The 15,486-nt window shown below is 73.2% G+C and carries 14 protein-coding genes and 1 pseudogene; 3 read left to right on the top strand and 12 right to left on the bottom strand.

The window, feature by feature from the left end; all coding sequences use genetic code 11:
- The first annotated feature begins 83 nt into the window (after window positions 1-83).
- Window positions 84-341, top strand: coding sequence for a hypothetical protein (locus tag ACIP4X_RS15415; RefSeq protein ID WP_358736111.1), 258 nt, complete (start codon window positions 84-86; stop codon window positions 339-341).
- 38 nt (window positions 342-379) lie between these two features.
- On the opposite strand, the gene ACIP4X_RS15420 is transcribed toward ACIP4X_RS15415, so the two are convergent.
- From ACIP4X_RS15420 to infC, 9 genes and pseudogenes are all read right to left on the bottom strand, one after another.
- Window positions 380-925, bottom strand: a complete 546-nt coding sequence (locus tag ACIP4X_RS15420) for an NUDIX domain-containing protein (RefSeq protein WP_358736112.1) — start codon at window positions 923-925, stop codon at window positions 380-382.
- Between the two features lie 95 nt (window positions 926-1,020).
- On the bottom strand, window positions 1,021-2,361 hold the full coding sequence (locus ACIP4X_RS15425) for a transcriptional regulator (protein WP_358736113.1): 1,341 nt from the start codon (window positions 2,359-2,361) through the stop codon (window positions 1,021-1,023).
- Between the two features lie 299 nt (window positions 2,362-2,660).
- Window positions 2,661-5,174: a phenylalanine--tRNA ligase subunit beta gene (gene pheT, locus ACIP4X_RS15430; protein WP_391456466.1), complete on the bottom strand. Its 2,514-nt coding sequence runs from the start codon at window positions 5,172-5,174 to the stop codon at window positions 2,661-2,663.
- Window positions 5,174-6,295, bottom strand: a complete 1,122-nt coding sequence (pheS, locus tag ACIP4X_RS15435; protein WP_391456464.1) for a phenylalanine--tRNA ligase subunit alpha — start codon at window positions 6,293-6,295, stop codon at window positions 5,174-5,176. Before pheS ends, pheT begins: the two co-directional genes overlap by 1 nt.
- A 158-nt stretch (window positions 6,296-6,453) precedes the next feature.
- The gene (locus ACIP4X_RS15440; RefSeq protein ID WP_358736119.1) at window positions 6,454-7,599 is read right to left on the bottom strand and encodes an ATP-binding protein; all 1,146 of its coding nucleotides are present in this window, start codon (window positions 7,597-7,599) and stop codon (window positions 6,454-6,456) included.
- Between the two features lie 50 nt (window positions 7,600-7,649).
- Window positions 7,650-8,513, bottom strand: coding sequence for an RNA methyltransferase (locus ACIP4X_RS15445; protein ID WP_358736121.1), 864 nt, complete (start codon window positions 8,511-8,513; stop codon window positions 7,650-7,652).
- A gap of 163 nt (window positions 8,514-8,676) precedes the next feature.
- On the bottom strand, window positions 8,677-9,060 hold the full coding sequence (rplT, locus tag ACIP4X_RS15450; RefSeq protein ID WP_004002577.1) for a 50S ribosomal protein L20: 384 nt from the start codon (window positions 9,058-9,060) through the stop codon (window positions 8,677-8,679).
- A gap of 114 nt (window positions 9,061-9,174) precedes the next feature.
- The gene (gene rpmI / locus ACIP4X_RS15455; protein WP_007829094.1) at window positions 9,175-9,369 is read right to left on the bottom strand and encodes a 50S ribosomal protein L35; all 195 of its coding nucleotides are present in this window, start codon (window positions 9,367-9,369) and stop codon (window positions 9,175-9,177) included.
- Between the two features lie 111 nt (window positions 9,370-9,480).
- Window positions 9,481-10,144, bottom strand: a pseudogene (gene infC / locus ACIP4X_RS15460) (translation initiation factor IF-3).
- 379 nt (window positions 10,145-10,523) lie between these two features.
- Here infC and ACIP4X_RS15465 point away from each other — a divergent pair.
- The gene (locus ACIP4X_RS15465; protein ID WP_358736123.1) at window positions 10,524-10,892 is read left to right on the top strand and encodes a DUF1844 domain-containing protein; all 369 of its coding nucleotides are present in this window, start codon (window positions 10,524-10,526) and stop codon (window positions 10,890-10,892) included.
- A 45-nt stretch (window positions 10,893-10,937) separates the two neighbouring features.
- Here the strand turns inward: ACIP4X_RS15465 and ACIP4X_RS15470 are convergent, their stop codons facing one another.
- Window positions 10,938-11,738, bottom strand: a complete 801-nt coding sequence (locus tag ACIP4X_RS15470) for an SseB family protein (protein ID WP_358736125.1) — start codon at window positions 11,736-11,738, stop codon at window positions 10,938-10,940.
- Here ACIP4X_RS15470 and ACIP4X_RS15475 point away from each other — a divergent pair.
- Window positions 11,722-12,582, top strand: a complete 861-nt coding sequence (locus ACIP4X_RS15475; protein WP_391456460.1) for a hypothetical protein — start codon at window positions 11,722-11,724, stop codon at window positions 12,580-12,582. The two genes, ACIP4X_RS15470 and ACIP4X_RS15475, sit on opposite strands and share 17 nt — an antisense overlap.
- Window positions 12,583-12,611: 29 nt before the next feature.
- Here the strand turns inward: ACIP4X_RS15475 and mycP are convergent, their stop codons facing one another.
- Window positions 12,612-13,823 (bottom strand): type VII secretion-associated serine protease mycosin, encoded by a 1,212-nt coding sequence (gene mycP, locus ACIP4X_RS15480; RefSeq protein ID WP_391456458.1) that lies wholly within the window; start codon window positions 13,821-13,823, stop codon window positions 12,612-12,614.
- Window positions 13,820-14,761, bottom strand: a complete 942-nt coding sequence (locus ACIP4X_RS15485; RefSeq protein ID WP_391456456.1) for a hypothetical protein — start codon at window positions 14,759-14,761, stop codon at window positions 13,820-13,822. Before ACIP4X_RS15485 ends, mycP begins: the two co-directional genes overlap by 4 nt.
- Window positions 14,762-15,486: the final 725 nt, after the last annotated feature.

Here is a 15,486-nt window from a genome sequence, read left to right on the forward strand (position 1 = left end):
ACGCTCCCCACGGGACCACCAGGGGAGTTGACTCCTGATGCGCATGCAAGGGATGTGAGACGACTACGGAAAGGAGCGGACCTGTGACCACTGATCCCGAGCATCCCGCCGTTCCCGGAGAACTCGCAGAGTTACGACGGCGGCTGGACGTGGCCTACGCCCGCGTCGAAGGCGGACTGGCGCTGCTCAGCCACCGCACCGAGGAGACCGCCAAGGAGCTGGACGAGGTGAGCACACGGCTCGTCGCACTGGAACACTCGCGCTGGCCGCTGCCCGCGGTCGCCGCCCTCACCGCTCTCGGTTCCCTCGTCGTGGCGGTCTGGCGGTCCCTCGGCCGCTAGGGTCTGTTGCGAAAGCCCCCAGGGCAACGTTCGCCAGGTCAGGGCCGGGTGTCCTGGCCCGGCCTGAGATGGTGCAGGAGCAGCAACGCGGCCGCCATGTTGGCGGCCGGGACCTCGCCGCGGGCGACCAGGTCGGGTACGAGCTTGAGGGGGACCCACTCCCGGCGGTCGGACTCGAAGTCGTCCACCGGGTGTCCGATGTACTCGCCCTCGTCCGACCAGTAGATGTGGTGCCGGGCGTCGGTGAGTCCGTTGGACGGCTCCACGCTCATGAGGTGGTGCAGGGGTCCCGGCCGCCAGCCGGTCTCCTCCTCCAGTTCCCTGGCCGCCGCGGCCGCGATGTCCTCGCCGTCCTCCACGACGCCCGCCGCGAGTTCCCAGCCCCAGCTGTCGGTGATGAAGCGGTGGCGCCACAGGAGGAGGACCTCGGCCGCCTCGTTCACCACCGTGGCCACGGCGACGGGCCGCAGCCGTATCAGGAAGTGGTCGAGATGCCGGCCGTCCGGCAGCGCGACATCCGCGAGATTGACGGTGAACCAGCGATTCGCGTACACGGTTTGTTCGTTCTGTTTCGTCCACTGCACGGTTCTGCCACCTTCCGTCGGGTCAGTGGCAATATCGCAGCCGAAACGCTCCAGCAGCAGACGCACGAGCGGTCGCCGGGAGCACCGCGCCGCGGTCACAGCGGTACGCGCAGGGCCCCGTCGATCAGTTCGGCCGCCTCCGCCGTGCCGGCGCAGCCGCTGCGCACCAGGTGCTCGCGCACCGCGCGCAGTCTGTCCCGCAGCCGCTGCGACTCCATCCCGCGGGCCTGCTCGGCCATCCGCACCGCCGTGTCCACCGCCTTGTCGGCGTTGCCCCGGCGCAGTTCGACCGTGCTCAGCATGGCCAGCCGGTGCACCCGGCCGCGGTCGTGCGCGGGGTTGTCCACGGCGGCCGCGGCGTGCTCCTCGGCGGCGGCCAGCTCGCCGAGGCTCAGCAGGGCCTCCGCCACCTGTACGTTGACGAGGCCCGGCTGGACGTAGCCCGTCTCGTCGGGTTCGTGTCCGCGTCTGATGCGTTCGGCGGCGGACTCCGCGCGCCGGATGCGGGCCAGGGCGCTCGTGCCGTCGCCGAGGTGGGCGTAGGCCTTGGCCTGCATCGCGTACAGGTCGGAGGCGAGCGCGGGGGTGATGTGCTGGCCGGCGGCGCGCAGCGCGGCCTCGGCGAAGGCGACGGCCTGGCGGAACTCCCGCATGAACAGCGACTGGTTGACCAGCAGCGCGATCACATACGCGCCGAGTCCCCGGTCCCCGCTGGCCTTGGCGAGCCGGAGTGCCTGGTGGAAGTAGCGCTGGGCCAGGCCGTGCGCGTCGGAGTCGTAGGCGCAGATCCCCACGATCGCCACCAACGCGCCGGTGGCACGGTGGAGTTGGCGGCCAGTGGCGTCGGTGTAGCTGCCGCGCAGCAGCGGGGCGGCCTCGGCGTTGAGGAAGCCCACGACACGGCCGCGGGTCGCCACGCCGCCGGTCTTGCGGTACATCTGCTCGTAGTGCGCGCGGGCGGCGCGCAGCATCTCGATGTCGGAGAGGCTGACCCGGTGCCGACCACCGCGGGAGACGTCGACGTCCTCGGGCGGGTTCTCCCACTCCCACACGGGCATGACGGCGGGCGTGCCGGTCATGGCGGGGGCTCCGAGGAGGTGCGGGCGCTGCTGCTCGTCGGAGCGCCACAGGGCGGTGGCGCGCTCGACGAACCCGGACAGCGAGGTGGCGTGCGGCGCGGAGGGCTCGCCGGGCACGCCGAGGCCGATGTCGTCGAGCGTGACCGGCCGTTGCAGCCGGCTCGCCAGCACTTCGCAGATCAGGTCGGGCACTTGGCCGCGCGGCCGCTGGCCCTTCAACCACCGGGCCACGGCGGTGTGTTCGTACCGGAGGGCGAGTCCGCGGGCGCGCCCCTCCTGGTTGACGTGCGCTGCCAGGCCCGCGTGCGAGATCCCGGCCTCGTCCAGGATCGCGTCGAGCAGTGTGTTGGGCTGCATGGGTGCCCCCCGGTGGCTCGGTGGCGACAGCGTAGTGCGTTCGCGTTCACACGGGGTGTGAACGGAGCACGCGCATCCGGGCCGTACGCGCGCTGTCGCGCCCGGTCCCCGCCCGGTTGACTGAACCGCCTCCTCCAAGAGGCCGTCCGGGCCGCCGGCTCCCCCTCGATCAGCACGGCGGCCCGGCACGGCACCTCCGGTCGCGCCCCGAAGGGGCGCGGGGAACTGCGCGACCAGCCACCGACCACTCGCGGCCGGCGACGGACTCGCGGTCCCCCGCGCTTGAAACGCGTGAGCGGCTAGCTCCGCAGCTCCGCCCCCGTGCGCTCCGCCGCCAGCGCCACCGCCGCGTCACGGGCCGCGGACGCCTCGTCCACGGTCAGCGTGCGGTCCGGCGCGCGGAAGCGCAGCGCGTAGGCGAGGGACTTGCGGCCCTCACCGAGCTGCTCGGCGTTCTCGTAGAGGTCGAACAGCCGGATGGACTCCAGGAGTTCACCGGCTCCCTCGCGCAGCGCGGCCTCGACGTCGGCGGCCGGGACCGGCCGGTCGACGACGAGGGCGACGTCCTGCGTGGCGACCGGGAACGTGGAGATGCCCGGCGCCCGCGGGGTGTCGTCGCCGGCCTCCTCCAGCACGTCCAGGTTCAGCTCCATCGCGCAGGTTCGCTCGGGCAGGCCGAACGCCTTGACCACGCGCGGGTGCAGTTCGCCCGCGTGGCCCACGACCCGCTCGGTGCCGTCCACGACGACCGCGAGCTCGGCGCACCGGCCCGGGTGCCACGGGCCGTACTGGCCCTTGCGGACGACGAGTTCGGCACCGGTCTCACGGGCCACGGTCCGCGCGGCCTCGACCGCGTCGGCCCAGTCGGCCGGGCGGCCCTTGCCCCACCAGCCGGTCTGCTCACGGGCGCCCGCGAGGACCACGGCCGCGTGGCGCGGCTGCTCGGGCAGCGCCGCGTTCAGCTCGGCGATCTCCTCGTCGGTGGGACGCCGGTCGACGGGCGGCCGCGCGGCGACCCGCTGCTCCTCGCGCGGGTGGAAGACCAGCCCGGTCTCGAAGAGGGCGAGGTCGTGGCTGCCGCGGCCGTCGTTGCGGCGCAGCGCGCCGAGCAGGCCCGGCAGCAGCGTGGTGCGCAGCGCGGGCTCCTCGTCGTTGAGCGGGTTGACCAGCCGGACCACGCGGCGCGCGGGGTCGCCGGGCTCCAGGCCGAGCTGGTCGAAGACCTGCTCGCCGACGAACGGGTAGGTCGGCGCCTCGACGTAGCCCGCGCCGGCCAGCGCGCGGCCGACCCGGCGGTGCACCCGCTGGCGGTGGGTGAGGCCGCGGGCCGAGGGGAGCCGGGGCAGCGTGGAGGGCAGGTTCTCGTAGCCCTCCAGGCGGATGACCTCTTCGGCCAGGTCGTTGGGGTCCGTCAGGTCGGGCCGCCAGGACGGGACGGTGACGGTCAGCTCGTCCTGGCCCGTCACCTGGCAGCCGATCTGCTGGAGCCGGCGGACGACGGCCTCACGGCCGTAGGCGACTCCGGCGACCTTGTCGGGGTGGTCGGCCGGCACGGTGATGGTGCGCGGGGCCGCGGGCGCGGCGACCTCGGTGACACCGGCGTCGGCAGCGCCGCCCGCGAGCAGGACCAGCAGGTCCACCGTGCGCTGGGCCGCGGCGGAGGCGGCCTGCGGGTCGACGCCCCGCTCGAAGCGCCGGGAGGCCTCCGAGGACAGCTTGTGGCGGCGGGCGGTGCGCGCGATGGAGACCTGGTCGAAGTGCGCGGCCTCGATGACCACCTCGGTGGTCGCGTTCTCGGTGTCCTCGTGATCGGCGATCTCGGTGTTGGCGCCGCCCATCACACCGGCGAGGCCGATGGGGCCGCGCTCGTCGGTGATGACCAGGTCCTCGGCGTGCAGCGTGCGCTTGACGCCGTCGAGGGTGGTGAACTTCTCGCCCTCCTCGGCCCGGCGCACGCCGATCGTGCCCTGGACCAGCTTGCGGTCGTAGGCGTGCAGCGGCTGGCCGAGCTCCAGCATCACGTAGTTGGTGATGTCGACGGCGAGCGAGATGGGGCGCATCCCGGCCTTCTGGAGGCGGCGCTGGAGCCAGATCGGGGAGCGCGCCTCGGGGTCGAGGCCGGAGACGGTGCGCGCGGTGAAGCGGTCGCAGCCGTGCGGCTCGTCGATCCGCACGGCGTAGCCGAACGCGTTCGGCGCCGGTACGTCGAGCAGGGCGGGGTCGCGCAGTGGCAGACCGTAGGCGATGGCGGTCTCGCGGGCGACGCCGCGCAGGGACAGGCAGTCGCCGCGGTTGGCGGTGACGGCGATGTCGAGGACCTCGTCGACGAGCTCCAGCAGCTCGATGGCGTCCTTGCCGACCTCGGTCTCCGGCGGCAGCACGATGATGCCCTTGGTGCCGTCGTCGCCCATGCCCAGCTCGTCGCTGGAGCAGATCATGCCGTGCGAGGTCCTGCCGTAGGTCTTGCGGGCGGCGATGGAGAAGCCGCCGGGCAGCGTGGCGCCGGGCAGCACCACGACGACCTTGTCGCCGACGGCGAAGTTGCGGGCGCCGCAGACGATCTCCTGCGGCTCACCGGTGCCGTTGGCCTGACCGACGTCGACGGTGCAGAAGCGGATCGGCTTCTTGAAGCCCTCCAGCTCCTCGATGGTCAGCACCTGGCCGACCACGAGCGGCCCCTTGAGGTCGGCGCCGAGCTGTTCGACGGTCTCGACCTCCAGGCCGGCCGAAATGAGCTTGGCCTGGACGTCGCGCCCGGTCTCCGTCGCCGGCAGGTCGACGTACTCCCGCAGCCAAGAAAGCGGGATCCGCATCAGATCTCCATCCCGAACGGCCGGGTGAACCGGACGTCACCTTCGACCATGTCTCGCATGTCCTCGACGTTGTGGCGGAACATCGCCATCCGCTCGATGCCGAACCCGAAGGCGAACCCGCTGTACTTCTCCGGGTCGACGCCGCAGGCGGTCAGCACCTTGGGGTTGACCATGCCGCAGCCGCCCAGCTCGATCCAGCCCTCGGAGGAGCAGGTGCGGCAGGGGCGGTCGGGGTTGCCCACCGACTCGCCGCGGCAGACGTAGCACACCATGTCCATCTCGGCGGACGGCTCGGTGAAGGGGAAGAAGTTCGGCCGCAGCCGGGTCTTCATGCCCTCGCCGAACAGGGACTGCACCATGTGGTCCAGGGTGCCCTTGAGGTCGGCCATGGTCAGGCCCTCGTCCACGGCGAGCAGCTCGACCTGGTGGAAGACGGGCGTGTGGGTGGCGTCCAGCTCGTCGGTGCGGTAGACGCGGCCGGGGCAGATCACGTAGACCGGCAGCTCGCGTTCGAGCAGGGAGCGGATCTGCACGGGCGAGGTGTGGGTGCGCAGCACGACACCGGACTCGCTGCCGCCCTTGGGTCCCTTCACGAAGAAGGTGTCGGCCTCGCCGCGGGCCGGGTGGTCCGGGCCGATGTTCAGGGCGTCGAAGTTGAACCACTCGGCCTCGGCCTGCGGGCCCTCGGCGACTTCGTAGCCCATGGCCACGAAGACGTCCTCGATCCGCTCCGAGAGCGTGGTCAGCGGGTGGCGGGCGCCGGCCGGTACGCGGTCGTACGGCAGCGTGACGTCGACGTCCTCCTCGACCAGCACACGGGCGTCACGCTCCGCCTCGAGCTCGCTCTGGCGGCCGGCGAGGGCCTTGTTCACCGCGCCGCGGGCCATGCCCACCCGCTTGCCGGCGTCCGCCTTGGCGTGCGGGGGCAGGGCGCCGATCTCGCGGTTGGCGAGGGAGAGCGGAGAGGCGGGGCCGGTGTGGGCGACCTTTGCCTCGTGGAGCGCGTCGAGGGAGTCCGCGGCGGCGAAGGCGGCGAGCGCCTCGTCCCGCATGCGCTCGATCTCTTCCGGTTTCAACGCCTCGACCTCGACAGGGTCGTACGACTTATTGGGTGCCGACATCTCTTCCCGTGCTTCCGATTGGCTGGCTGGAGGTCCCCGTCACCGACTCGCACCGACTCGCGGACAGATCGTCACGGCTTTCGGGACACAAAGGTGCCAAAGGCCGAGTCTAACGGGGCCGGGGAAAGCAAATGCGCCCGTGGGGCCTCGGCGGGTGCTCAGAGCAGGTGCGCCGGGGTGCCCACGGGCAGGGTGAATCGGATCTCCGCGCCGCCCCCTCGGGCGCGGCCGACCGCGATGGTGCCGCCGTGTGCCTCGACGATGCCCTTGACGATGTAGAGCCCGAGACCGGTTCCACCGCGCTTGCTGCCCCGCCAGAAGCGGGTGAAGACACGGTTCATGGACTCCTCCGGGATGCCGGGCCCCTCGTCGCTCACCGTGACCGACGTGGCGGTGTTCCCCGCGTCCTCCCCCTCCCGAGGGGACGGCGCCGGTGTGACATCGATGGTGACGGATCCCTCGCCGTGCCGCACGGCATTTTCCACGAGGTTGCTCAGCACCTGGTCGATCTTGTCGGGATCGGCCCACAGCTCGGGCAGCGGCTGCTCGACCCGCACCAGGAACCGGTCGGCGGGCTGGCCGGCGGCGACGTACGCCTGCACGTGCCGTCCGACTGCGGCGCCCATGTCGACGGGCTGGCGGCGCACCTCGAGCCGGCCGGAGTCGATGCGGGATATGTCGAGCAGTTCGGCGATGAGCCGGGTGACGCGGTCGGCGTCGGCGTCGACGGTCTCCAGCATCAGCCGCTTCTGGTCGTCGGTGAACCGCTCCCACTTGGCGAGCAGGGTCGCCGTGAAGCCCTTGACGGAGGTCAGCGGCGAGCGCAGCTCGTGCGCGACGGTGGCGATCAGCTCGGCGTGGCTGCGCTCGGTGCGGCGGCGGGCCTCGGTGTCGCGCAGGCAGACGACGACGCGGCGGACCGGGCCGGTGGGGTGGGTGCGGACGTACTTCGCGGAGACGAGGACCTCGCGGCCGCCGTGCAGCAGGAGGTTGCGCTCGGGCTGGCCCACCCGGATGGCGAGGCCGCCGTAGGGGTCGGTGAGCTGCCACCAGCGGCGCCCCTCCAGGTCCTCCAGGGGCAGGGCCTTCTCCAGGGGCTGCCCGAGAGCCTGGTCGGCGGGTACGGCGCTGATCCGGGCGGCGGCGGCGTTGAAGCAGACGATCCGCCCGTGCTCGTCGGCGATCACCAGTCCGTCGGGCAGGTCGTCGGGGTCGATGCCGAGACCCGCGGGATCGTCCTGCCGGGGCGCGGGTGGTCGTCTCGCGTCCCGCGCTCCGGGCGCGCGACCGGTGCCGACACTCATCCCCTCACCCCACCTCTCAGCCGGTGCAGCAGGCCCCCGGGCTGGTCACCCTACTGGTTGCGGGTGGCGGAGCGGCATCCTCCGGAGCCGCGCTGCGCACGGGCCGACGCGTACAGACATACGGCGGCGGCGGTCGCGAGGTTCAGGCTCTCGGCCTTTCCGTGGATCGGGACGCGTACGACGGCGTCGGCGAGGGCGCGGGTGTCCTCCGGCAGGCCCCAGGCCTCGTTGCCGAACACCCAGGCGGTGGGGCCGCCCATGGTGCCGTGGTCGAGCTCGTCGTCCAGGTCGTCCTCGCCCGCGCCGTCGGCGGCGAGGATGCGCACCCCGGCGTCCCTGAGCGCGGCCACGGCCCGCTCGACGGGGACACCGACGGCCACGGGCAGGTGGAACAGGGAGCCGACGGAGGCCCGGACGGCCTTGGGGTTGTAGAGGTCGACGGAGGCGTCCGTGAGGACGACCGCCTCGGCTCCGGCGGCGTCGGCGCAGCGCAGGACGGTGCCGGCGTTTCCGGGGTCACGCACATGGGCGAGGACGGCGACGAGCTTCGGGCGGGCCGCGACGATGTCCTCGAAGGGGGTGTCGAGGAACCGGCAGACGCCGACGAGTCCCTGCGGGGTGACGGTGGTGGAGATGTCGGCGATGACGTCGTCGGCGGCGAGGTGGATCCGGGCCCCCGCGGCGCGGGCCTCGCCCACGATGTCGGCGTACCGTTCGGCGGCCTCGACCGTGGCGAACAGTTCGACGAGGGTGGGCGCGTCGCCGGCCCGGTGGGCCGCCGCCTCCCGCACGGCCTGCGGCCCCTCCGCGAGGAACAGCCGCTCCTTGCCCCGGAAGTTCCGCTTGGCCAGCCGCCGCGCTGCCGAGACGCGGGGCGAGCGGGGGGAGATCAGGTCAGGGGTGGCGGGGGGCATCGAGAGCTTCACCTTCGGTAGGAACGTTCCGCCGCGGCGGTGGTCTGCCAGCGGTCCCGGGCGGTGCCGTACGTGCCTCGGTCACCGCGCGGCGCACAGACGACGGACCCGCGGGCAGAGCCCACGGGTCCGTATGGATCGCACCGGCCGGGCCGGCGCCGCGTCACGCTGCCTTGGGCGCGTTGACGTCGCTCGGCAGAGCCTTCTGAGCGACCTCGACGAGCGCGGCGAACGCGCCGGCGTCGTTGACGGCCAGCTCGGCCAGGATCTTGCGGTCGACCTCGACGTTCGCGGCCTTCAGACCCTGGATGAAGCGGTTGTACGTGATGCCGTTGGCGCGGGCAGCGGCGTTGATGCGCTGGATCCACAGCTGGCGGAAGTCACCCTTGCGCTTCTTGCGGTCGTTGTAGTTGTAGACCAGCGAGTGGGTGACCTGCTCCTTGGCCTTGCGGTACAGGCGCGAACGCTGACCGCGGTAGCCGGAGGCCTGCTCGAGGATCGCCCGGCGCTTCTTGTGGGCGTTGACTGCCCGCTTGACGCGTGCCACTTGATTGACTCCTTGTAGCGGGGCCGTGGTTGTCCTCACACGGCCCGGAAACGATTGGGTCCCGGTTCTGACGTACGGGGCGCGGGGATCGCGGGGCGATCACGCGCCGCCGTGTCACTTGCCGAGAAGCTTCTTGATCTTCTTGGCGTCGCCCGGGGCCATCTCGGCGTTGCCGGTGAGGCGACGCGTCAGACGGGACGACTTGTGCTCGAGCAGGTGGCGCTTGCCGGCGCGCTCACGGAGCACCTTGCCGGAGCCGGTGACCTTGAAGCGCTTGCTGGCACCGCTGTGCGACTTGTTCTTCGGCATAGCGCCGTTCTCTCCTCGTAGGTGGCGCTCCGATGCCCGGTCGCGAGAACCGGGCACGGTGGAGCGTCGCTCTTGTATCGGTTACGTCCTGGGACCGGGAGGTCCCGGGGGTCACGCTTCGGCGTGCTCCTCGGCCGGCGCCTCGGCGTCCGCGGCGTTCTGCGAACGGCCCGGGTTGGCCTTCGCGTCGGCCTTGCGGGCCTCCTGCGCCTGGCGGGCCTCGGCCATCGCCTCGGTCTTCTTCTTGTGCGGACCGAGAACCATGATCATGTTGCGGCCGTCCTGCTTCGGGTTCGACTCCACGAAGCCGAGGTCCTGGACGTCCTCCGCGAGCCGCTGCAGCAGCCGGTAGCCGAGTTCGGGCCGGGACTGCTCGCGACCACGGAACATGATCGTGATCTTGACCTTGTCGCCCTGCTTGAGGAACCGGACGACGTGACCCTTCTTGGTGTCGTAGTCGTGCGGGTCGATCTTCGGCCGGAGCTTCATCTCCTTGATGACCGTGTGCGCCTGGTTCTTGCGCGCCTCACGGGCCTTCATGGCCGACTCGTACTTGAACTTCCCGTAGTCCATGAGCTTGCAGACGGGCGGACGGGCGTTCGCCGCGACCTCGACCAGGTCCAGGTCGTACTCCTGCGCAAGCTCCAGTGCCTTCGCGAGCGGCACGATGCCGACCTGCTCGCCACTGGGACCGACAAGTCGCACCTCGGGAACGCGAATCCGGTCGTTGATGCGGGGCTCGGCGCTGATGGATCCTCCTCGGTTAGCACCACACGGCGGTCTGGCGGACGGCCGCGTACTCTGTGTTCGACAGACCTAACCGCGCCGAAGCACGAAAAATGCCCCGGACGATCACAGGCGGGGCTCCTCGAACTACCGGAACGACCGCCGCGATGGCCGCGGGGCGCACTTCGGACGGATCGCCGTCGCCGGGACGGGACCGTCTGACCGGTGACCCGCCGCCCAGAGGGCGGTCAGGTGGGAGTTCGAAGCCTCCACTTGTGGGCCGGACCCGTACACCTCGGCTTTCACCTTGGGCATACACGTCCAGCCGGTCGTCACACAAGGTTAGCAGGATCGCTGGGGAACGGCTAATTCAGGCTGTCCGGGCCTCACTGCCGGAACGCCCCCGTCCTGCGCCTATCGTGTGGGGCATGAGTGAGACCTCCCCCTCCGGCCCCGCCGAGCAGACCGACTTCGACGCCATGACCCGCGACATAGCGGAGGTCCCGGCGGTCGAGGTGATCGTGACGGTCGCCGTCAACCTGATGAGCGCCGCCGCCGTGAAGCTCGGTCTGACCGAGGAGGGCGACAAGTACAAGGACCTGGACGAGGCGCGCAAGCTGGTGAGCGCGCTCGCGGGCCTGCTGGACGCCAGCGCCACCGAGATCAGCTCCTTCCACGCGGCGCCGCTGCGCGACGGCCTGAAGTCGCTGCAGCTGGCCTTCCGCGAGGCCTCCGTCGTCCCGGACGAGCCGGGTCAGGGCCCGGGCGAGAAGTACACCGGGCCGATCTACGGCTGAGCGTTCGCCTCTCCCCGTAACCCGCCCCAGCCGATCACCGCTGCGTCACGCAGCCGGTCCCCGCTCCTTCACGTACAAGGGCTCGCCAGGCGGCGTCGCCCCGGCCGGCAGCAGTGCCAGGTCGAGGCCGCGCACCAGGCGGGCCCTCAGTGTCTCGCTGGCGGCGAGCCGCTCGGCGACGGCGCGGGCGGCCTCGGCGGGGGCGGTGGGGACGGAGGGGTCGAGCACCAGCGCCAGGGTTCCGTCGGCCCGCCCCCGCCCGAGGTGGGCGCGCAGCACGGCGGGCTCGGCGGCGACGGCCTCCCGCACGGCGGTGACGACGGCCGGGTCGGCCAGCGGGTCGATGGTCGTACGGCCCTCGGCGAGGGCGAGCAGGGCGGGTCCTGTCAGCTCGAACGGCACCGGTCCGGCCATGTCCAGCACCACCGTGTCCGCCTTCTCGTGCACGGCGGCCTCCAGGACCTGGTGCAGCCGTACGGCCACGGGCCGGGCGTCCGGGTCCCAGCGGGCCAGGGAGTCGGTGGCGGTGAAGGCGGGCAGGGCGGTGCGGTGGCCGGCCTTGAGGGTGGGGACGGCCATCTCGCTGGTCTTCTCCCGGCGCAGCCCGCCCTCCCGTCTCCCACCACCGCCCTTCCAAGGGGCTTCGCGCTCCTCCTCATCGTCCTCCTCGACCTCGCCGAGGACGGCCACCACGGGCACGAGCAGCCGTGCGCTCCTGAGCGCCTCCAGGACGGGTCCCACGGCGGTGCGGTCCGCGGCCCAGGCGGTGAGCGCCGTGCTGAGCCCGGGGTCGGCGGAGCCGTCGTCGTCGGAGAAGCCGGAGTCGGGAATGTTCTTCGTCGCCACGGTGCCGACCCTATCCGGGACGGTGCCCGCTCTCTCAGGGTCCCCTGGCCCCTGCGCGGGACTGCTCCCGAGGGACGTTCGGGCCCGTATCGTCGGCGGCGGCGGACGGGCCGGGTGCGGGAGGCGAGCGGTGGAGACAGTCGACGGTGGGTCGGGGCCGGTGGCGGTGACCGGGAGCGCGACCGTGGCGGTGGCGGTTCTTCACCTCGGCTCCGGGGTGAGCGCCGGGTACGGCGACGCCCTGTTCGACACGGCGAGCATCGTCAAGGTCGACATCCTGGCGGCCCTGCTGCTGCGGGCCCAGGACACGGGTCGGCGGCTGACCGCGCGGGAGCGGACGTACGCCGCCGCGATGATCGAGAGCAGCGACAACGACTCGGCGTCGGCGCTGTGGCGGGACATCGGCGGCGCCGACGGCCTGAACGCGGCCAACGAGCGGTTCGGACTCACGCGGACCACCGGCGGCGACGGCCCGCGGTGGGGCCTGACCCGGACCACGGCCGCCGATCAGCTCGTGCTGCTGGAGCAGGTGTTCGGCGCCCGCTCGGAGCTGAGCGGGGACTCGCGGGCGTACCTTCAGGGGCTCATGGGGCGGATCGTCCCGGGCCAGGACTGGGGTGTGTCGGCCGCCGCCGACGACTCCGGGTGGGCCCTGAAGAACGGCTGGATGCCGCGTGACGCGACCGGTCTGTGGGTCGTCAACAGCATCGGGCGGGTGACGGCCGGCGGCGACGAGCACCTGGTGGCCGCCCTGTCCAGCGGCAACCCGACGAAGGAGCAGGGCATCGCCCTGGTGGAGGAGGCAGCCCGGTCGGCGGTGTCGGCGTTCGGCCGAAGGGCCTGAGCCCCGGCCGTGGCCGGAAGACCCGGGCTCTACAGCCGGAAGTCGGTGCGGTCCTCGCGGCGGCCGCGCCACAGGACTATCGCCACGACCAGCATCACTCCCCCGGCGCTGCCCACGAGGGGGCCCGCCCAGCCCGAGGCGGCGTCGGACGACTCGGCGGAGTCGGGGCCGGTGCCGAAGTAGCGCTCGCCGTAGGACGCAGCGGTCAGGCCCTCCGGCTTGAGGCGGCCGGCGGCCTTGATGGCGGCGGCGGGGTCGATCATGCCGAAGCCGCGGGAGTCGTCACGGCCGGCGGCGGGGGCGTTGCGGGCCGTGTCCTCCAGGAGCTTCTTGATCTGGGCGGGGGTCAGGCCGGGGTGGGCGGCCTTGACGAGGGCGACGGCGCCGGAGACGAAGGCGGAGGCGGCGCTCGTGCCCCAGCCCTCGTAGTACCGCTGGTCGGGGTCGGCGATGACGACGTCGACGCCGGGCGCGCTGACCGTCGCGTACCAGCGGCGGGTGGAGAAGGAGGCGCGGGTGCCGTAGCGGTCCACGGCGGTCGCGGCGATGACGCCCGGGTAGGCCGCCGGATAGGAGATGTGGTCGCCCTTCTCGCCGCCGTTGCCGGCCGACGCGACGACGACGGCGCCCTTGCTCAGCGCGTACTGGACGGCCTCGTCCTCGGCGGGCTCGGGGTGCGCGGAGTCCGAGTCGTCGCCGAGGGAGAGGTTGATGACGTCGGCGCCGTGGTCGGCGGCCCAGCGGATGCCCTCGGCGAGGGCGTTGCCCCGGCTGCTGCGGGCCTTGCCGCGGGCGGAGTCGTCCTCCTCCAGGATCACCCGCACGGGCAGGATCCTGGCCTCGGGCGCGATACCGAGGACGCCCTCCGCGTTGCCGGGGCCGTGGCCGTGACCGGCGATGATGCCGGCCATGGCGGTGCCGTGGCGGGCCCAGGGCCGGTCGCCGCGCCGCGCGCCGAAGCCGATCATGTCCTTGCCGGGCAGGACGTTGCCGCGCAGATCGGGGTGGTCGTCGTCGACGCCGGTGTCCAGGACGGCGACGGTGATGCCCTTGCCCTGGGTGGTGCGCCAGGCCTCCTGGGTGTGCATCGCGTCGAGGCCCCACTGCTGGGCGCGGATGCCGTCGGCGTGCGCGACGGCGGACGGCACGAGGGCGAGACAGGCGGCGAGGAACAGACTCGGGACGCCGACTGCGAGCACCCGGCGCGGGCTGCGGTTGCCGGGCGTCACGGCGGCTGTCACGAGGGCTCCTCCGTGGCGGTCTTGACGGTCTGGCGCAGGCCGCGTTCGATGCGGTCGGCGAGGCCCTGGGCCTCGTTGCCGAGGCCTGCCTGCGCGGCGGGGGTGGTGGCTCCGGACCGTGTCGCGTCGGCGGCGGGCTCCGGGGTGCCGGCGGCGCGGCCGTCGGCCCAGCCGGAGACGGCGTAGACGACCACCGGGGCCTCGGTCAGTACGGAGACGGTCCATGAGGCGCGCTGCCCGTCGCCGAAGGCCGCGGCGACCGTGCCCTTGGCGGCGTACGGGCGCGGCACGAGGTCGGTGCGCCGGGCGAGCCCCTCGTTCTCGAAGCGTGCGGCGAGGGAGGTCATGGCGGGGGCGTCGGCCTTGGTGAAGAGCAGGCCCACGGTGGTGACGTAGCTCTGGGTGGCGTCCGTGTAGGTGGCGCGCAGCAGGCGGGCGCAGCCGACGGGGGCGAGGGCCTCGCGCAGCAGCGGGTCGAAGGCGCCCGCGCAGCCGCTGTCCGGGGCGACGGCGACACGGGTCCAGGTGCGGGCGGCTCCGCCGGGTCCTGCGCCGCGGCCGTCCACGGTGGGCGGGAAGAGCTGGTCGACGGGGACGCTGTGCCACATGGCGCCGGCCGTGGCGAAGCCGCCCGCCGCGCCGGGCTTCCCCGGTTCCCCGGTGAGCCAACTGCCGGTCACGGCGCCGCCGGTGAGCCCGAGCCCCAGCACCATGCAGGCGGCGGCGACGGCGACCCTCGGCCGTATCAGCGCGCCGGCCGTCCGTGTCCGCCGGTCGTACGCGTCCGGCTCCCCGAACCCCGTGCCGAATCCCGTGGCCGGCGCCATGGCCGTGCTCCAGGACAACGCCGGGTCGGGTGCGGGGGCGGCACCCGGGGCGCGCGGGGGTGTCGCGGCGGGGGTGCTCAGGTAGGGAGCGGACGGTCGCGCCCGGCTCATGCCCGCCGCCCCGCCGAGCGGCGGGGCACCGAACGCGGCGCCCGGCCGGGGGTCATGTGCGGGCGGAGTGGTCGTCGGGCGGGGTGGTGCGCTCGGTGCCGGGTTCTGAACGGGGACGGGGCGCAGACGCCTGGTCGTCTCCGACACGCTCTCGACGGGCGCGCCGCTGCCGCGCGGCGCCGTCGAGGGGCGGTGCCCCGGACGCGGGGGTATGTTCTCGCCTTCGCGTCGTCCGGGGATCGTCGGCTCACCGGGGAGGCGAGTGGTGGCCCTCCCAGCCCCGGCGACCGCACTTCCTGACGCGTCGTCGGGCGCGCGCCGCCCACCCGAGGGGTCGGGTCCGGGCGTCGTCGACGTGGCGGGGTCGGACGTGCCGGGACCAGTGCCCGGCCGCCTGCCGGAAAGGCGGTCCGAGGTCCGCGCGCCCCCGTCGCCGAACGGCGCACGTCTCTCGGCCGTCGGCGTGCCGGGAGGAAGGCCCTCCGCCCGACCGGGGCCGGGTCGGCGCGCTGTCTGGTTGCCGATCGTCGGCGGTGCGTCCGGGAAGCGGGCCGAGGCGGGGGGAGGGGGCGGTGTCGTAGGGGGTGTGGTGGTGCCGCGGCGGGAAGGGGCACGAAAGTCCGGGTAACGGGGGCGGGAGTCGATGGTGGCCTGGGCGCGGTCGGCGCCGGGGCCGGTGCGGGGCGGCGGGAAGCCGGTGCCGTGTCCCGCACTGCCGTCCGTGT

Origin of the sequence: Streptomyces sp. NPDC088817 (assembly GCF_044750345.1) — a bacterium.
In the GTDB taxonomy this organism is placed as follows: domain Bacteria; phylum Actinomycetota; class Actinomycetes; order Streptomycetales; family Streptomycetaceae; genus Streptomyces.

Excerpts from the sequence above, each read along its gene's own strand:
- ACIP4X_RS15425 (WP_358736113.1), bottom strand. The coding sequence starts at position 2,361 with ATGCAGCCCAACACACTGCTCGACGCGATCCTGGACGAGGCCGGGATC.
- pheT (WP_391456466.1), bottom strand. The coding sequence starts at position 5,174 with ATGCGGATCCCGCTTTCTTGGCTGCGGGAGTACGTCGACCTGCCGGCG.
- pheS (WP_391456464.1), bottom strand. The coding sequence starts at position 6,295 with ATGTCGGCACCCAATAAGTCGTACGACCCTGTCGAGGTCGAGGCGTTG.
- ACIP4X_RS15440 (WP_358736119.1), bottom strand. The coding sequence starts at position 7,599 with ATGAGTGTCGGCACCGGTCGCGCGCCCGGAGCGCGGGACGCGAGACGA.
- ACIP4X_RS15445 (WP_358736121.1), bottom strand. The coding sequence starts at position 8,513 with ATGCCCCCCGCCACCCCTGACCTGATCTCCCCCCGCTCGCCCCGCGTC.
- rpmI (WP_007829094.1), bottom strand. The coding sequence starts at position 9,369 with ATGCCGAAGAACAAGTCGCACAGCGGTGCCAGCAAGCGCTTCAAGGTC.
- ACIP4X_RS15465 (WP_358736123.1), top strand. The coding sequence starts at position 10,524 with ATGAGTGAGACCTCCCCCTCCGGCCCCGCCGAGCAGACCGACTTCGAC.
- ACIP4X_RS15475 (WP_391456460.1), top strand. The coding sequence starts at position 11,722 with ATGTTCTTCGTCGCCACGGTGCCGACCCTATCCGGGACGGTGCCCGCT.
- ACIP4X_RS15485 (WP_391456456.1), bottom strand. The coding sequence starts at position 14,761 with ATGAGCCGGGCGCGACCGTCCGCTCCCTACCTGAGCACCCCCGCCGCG.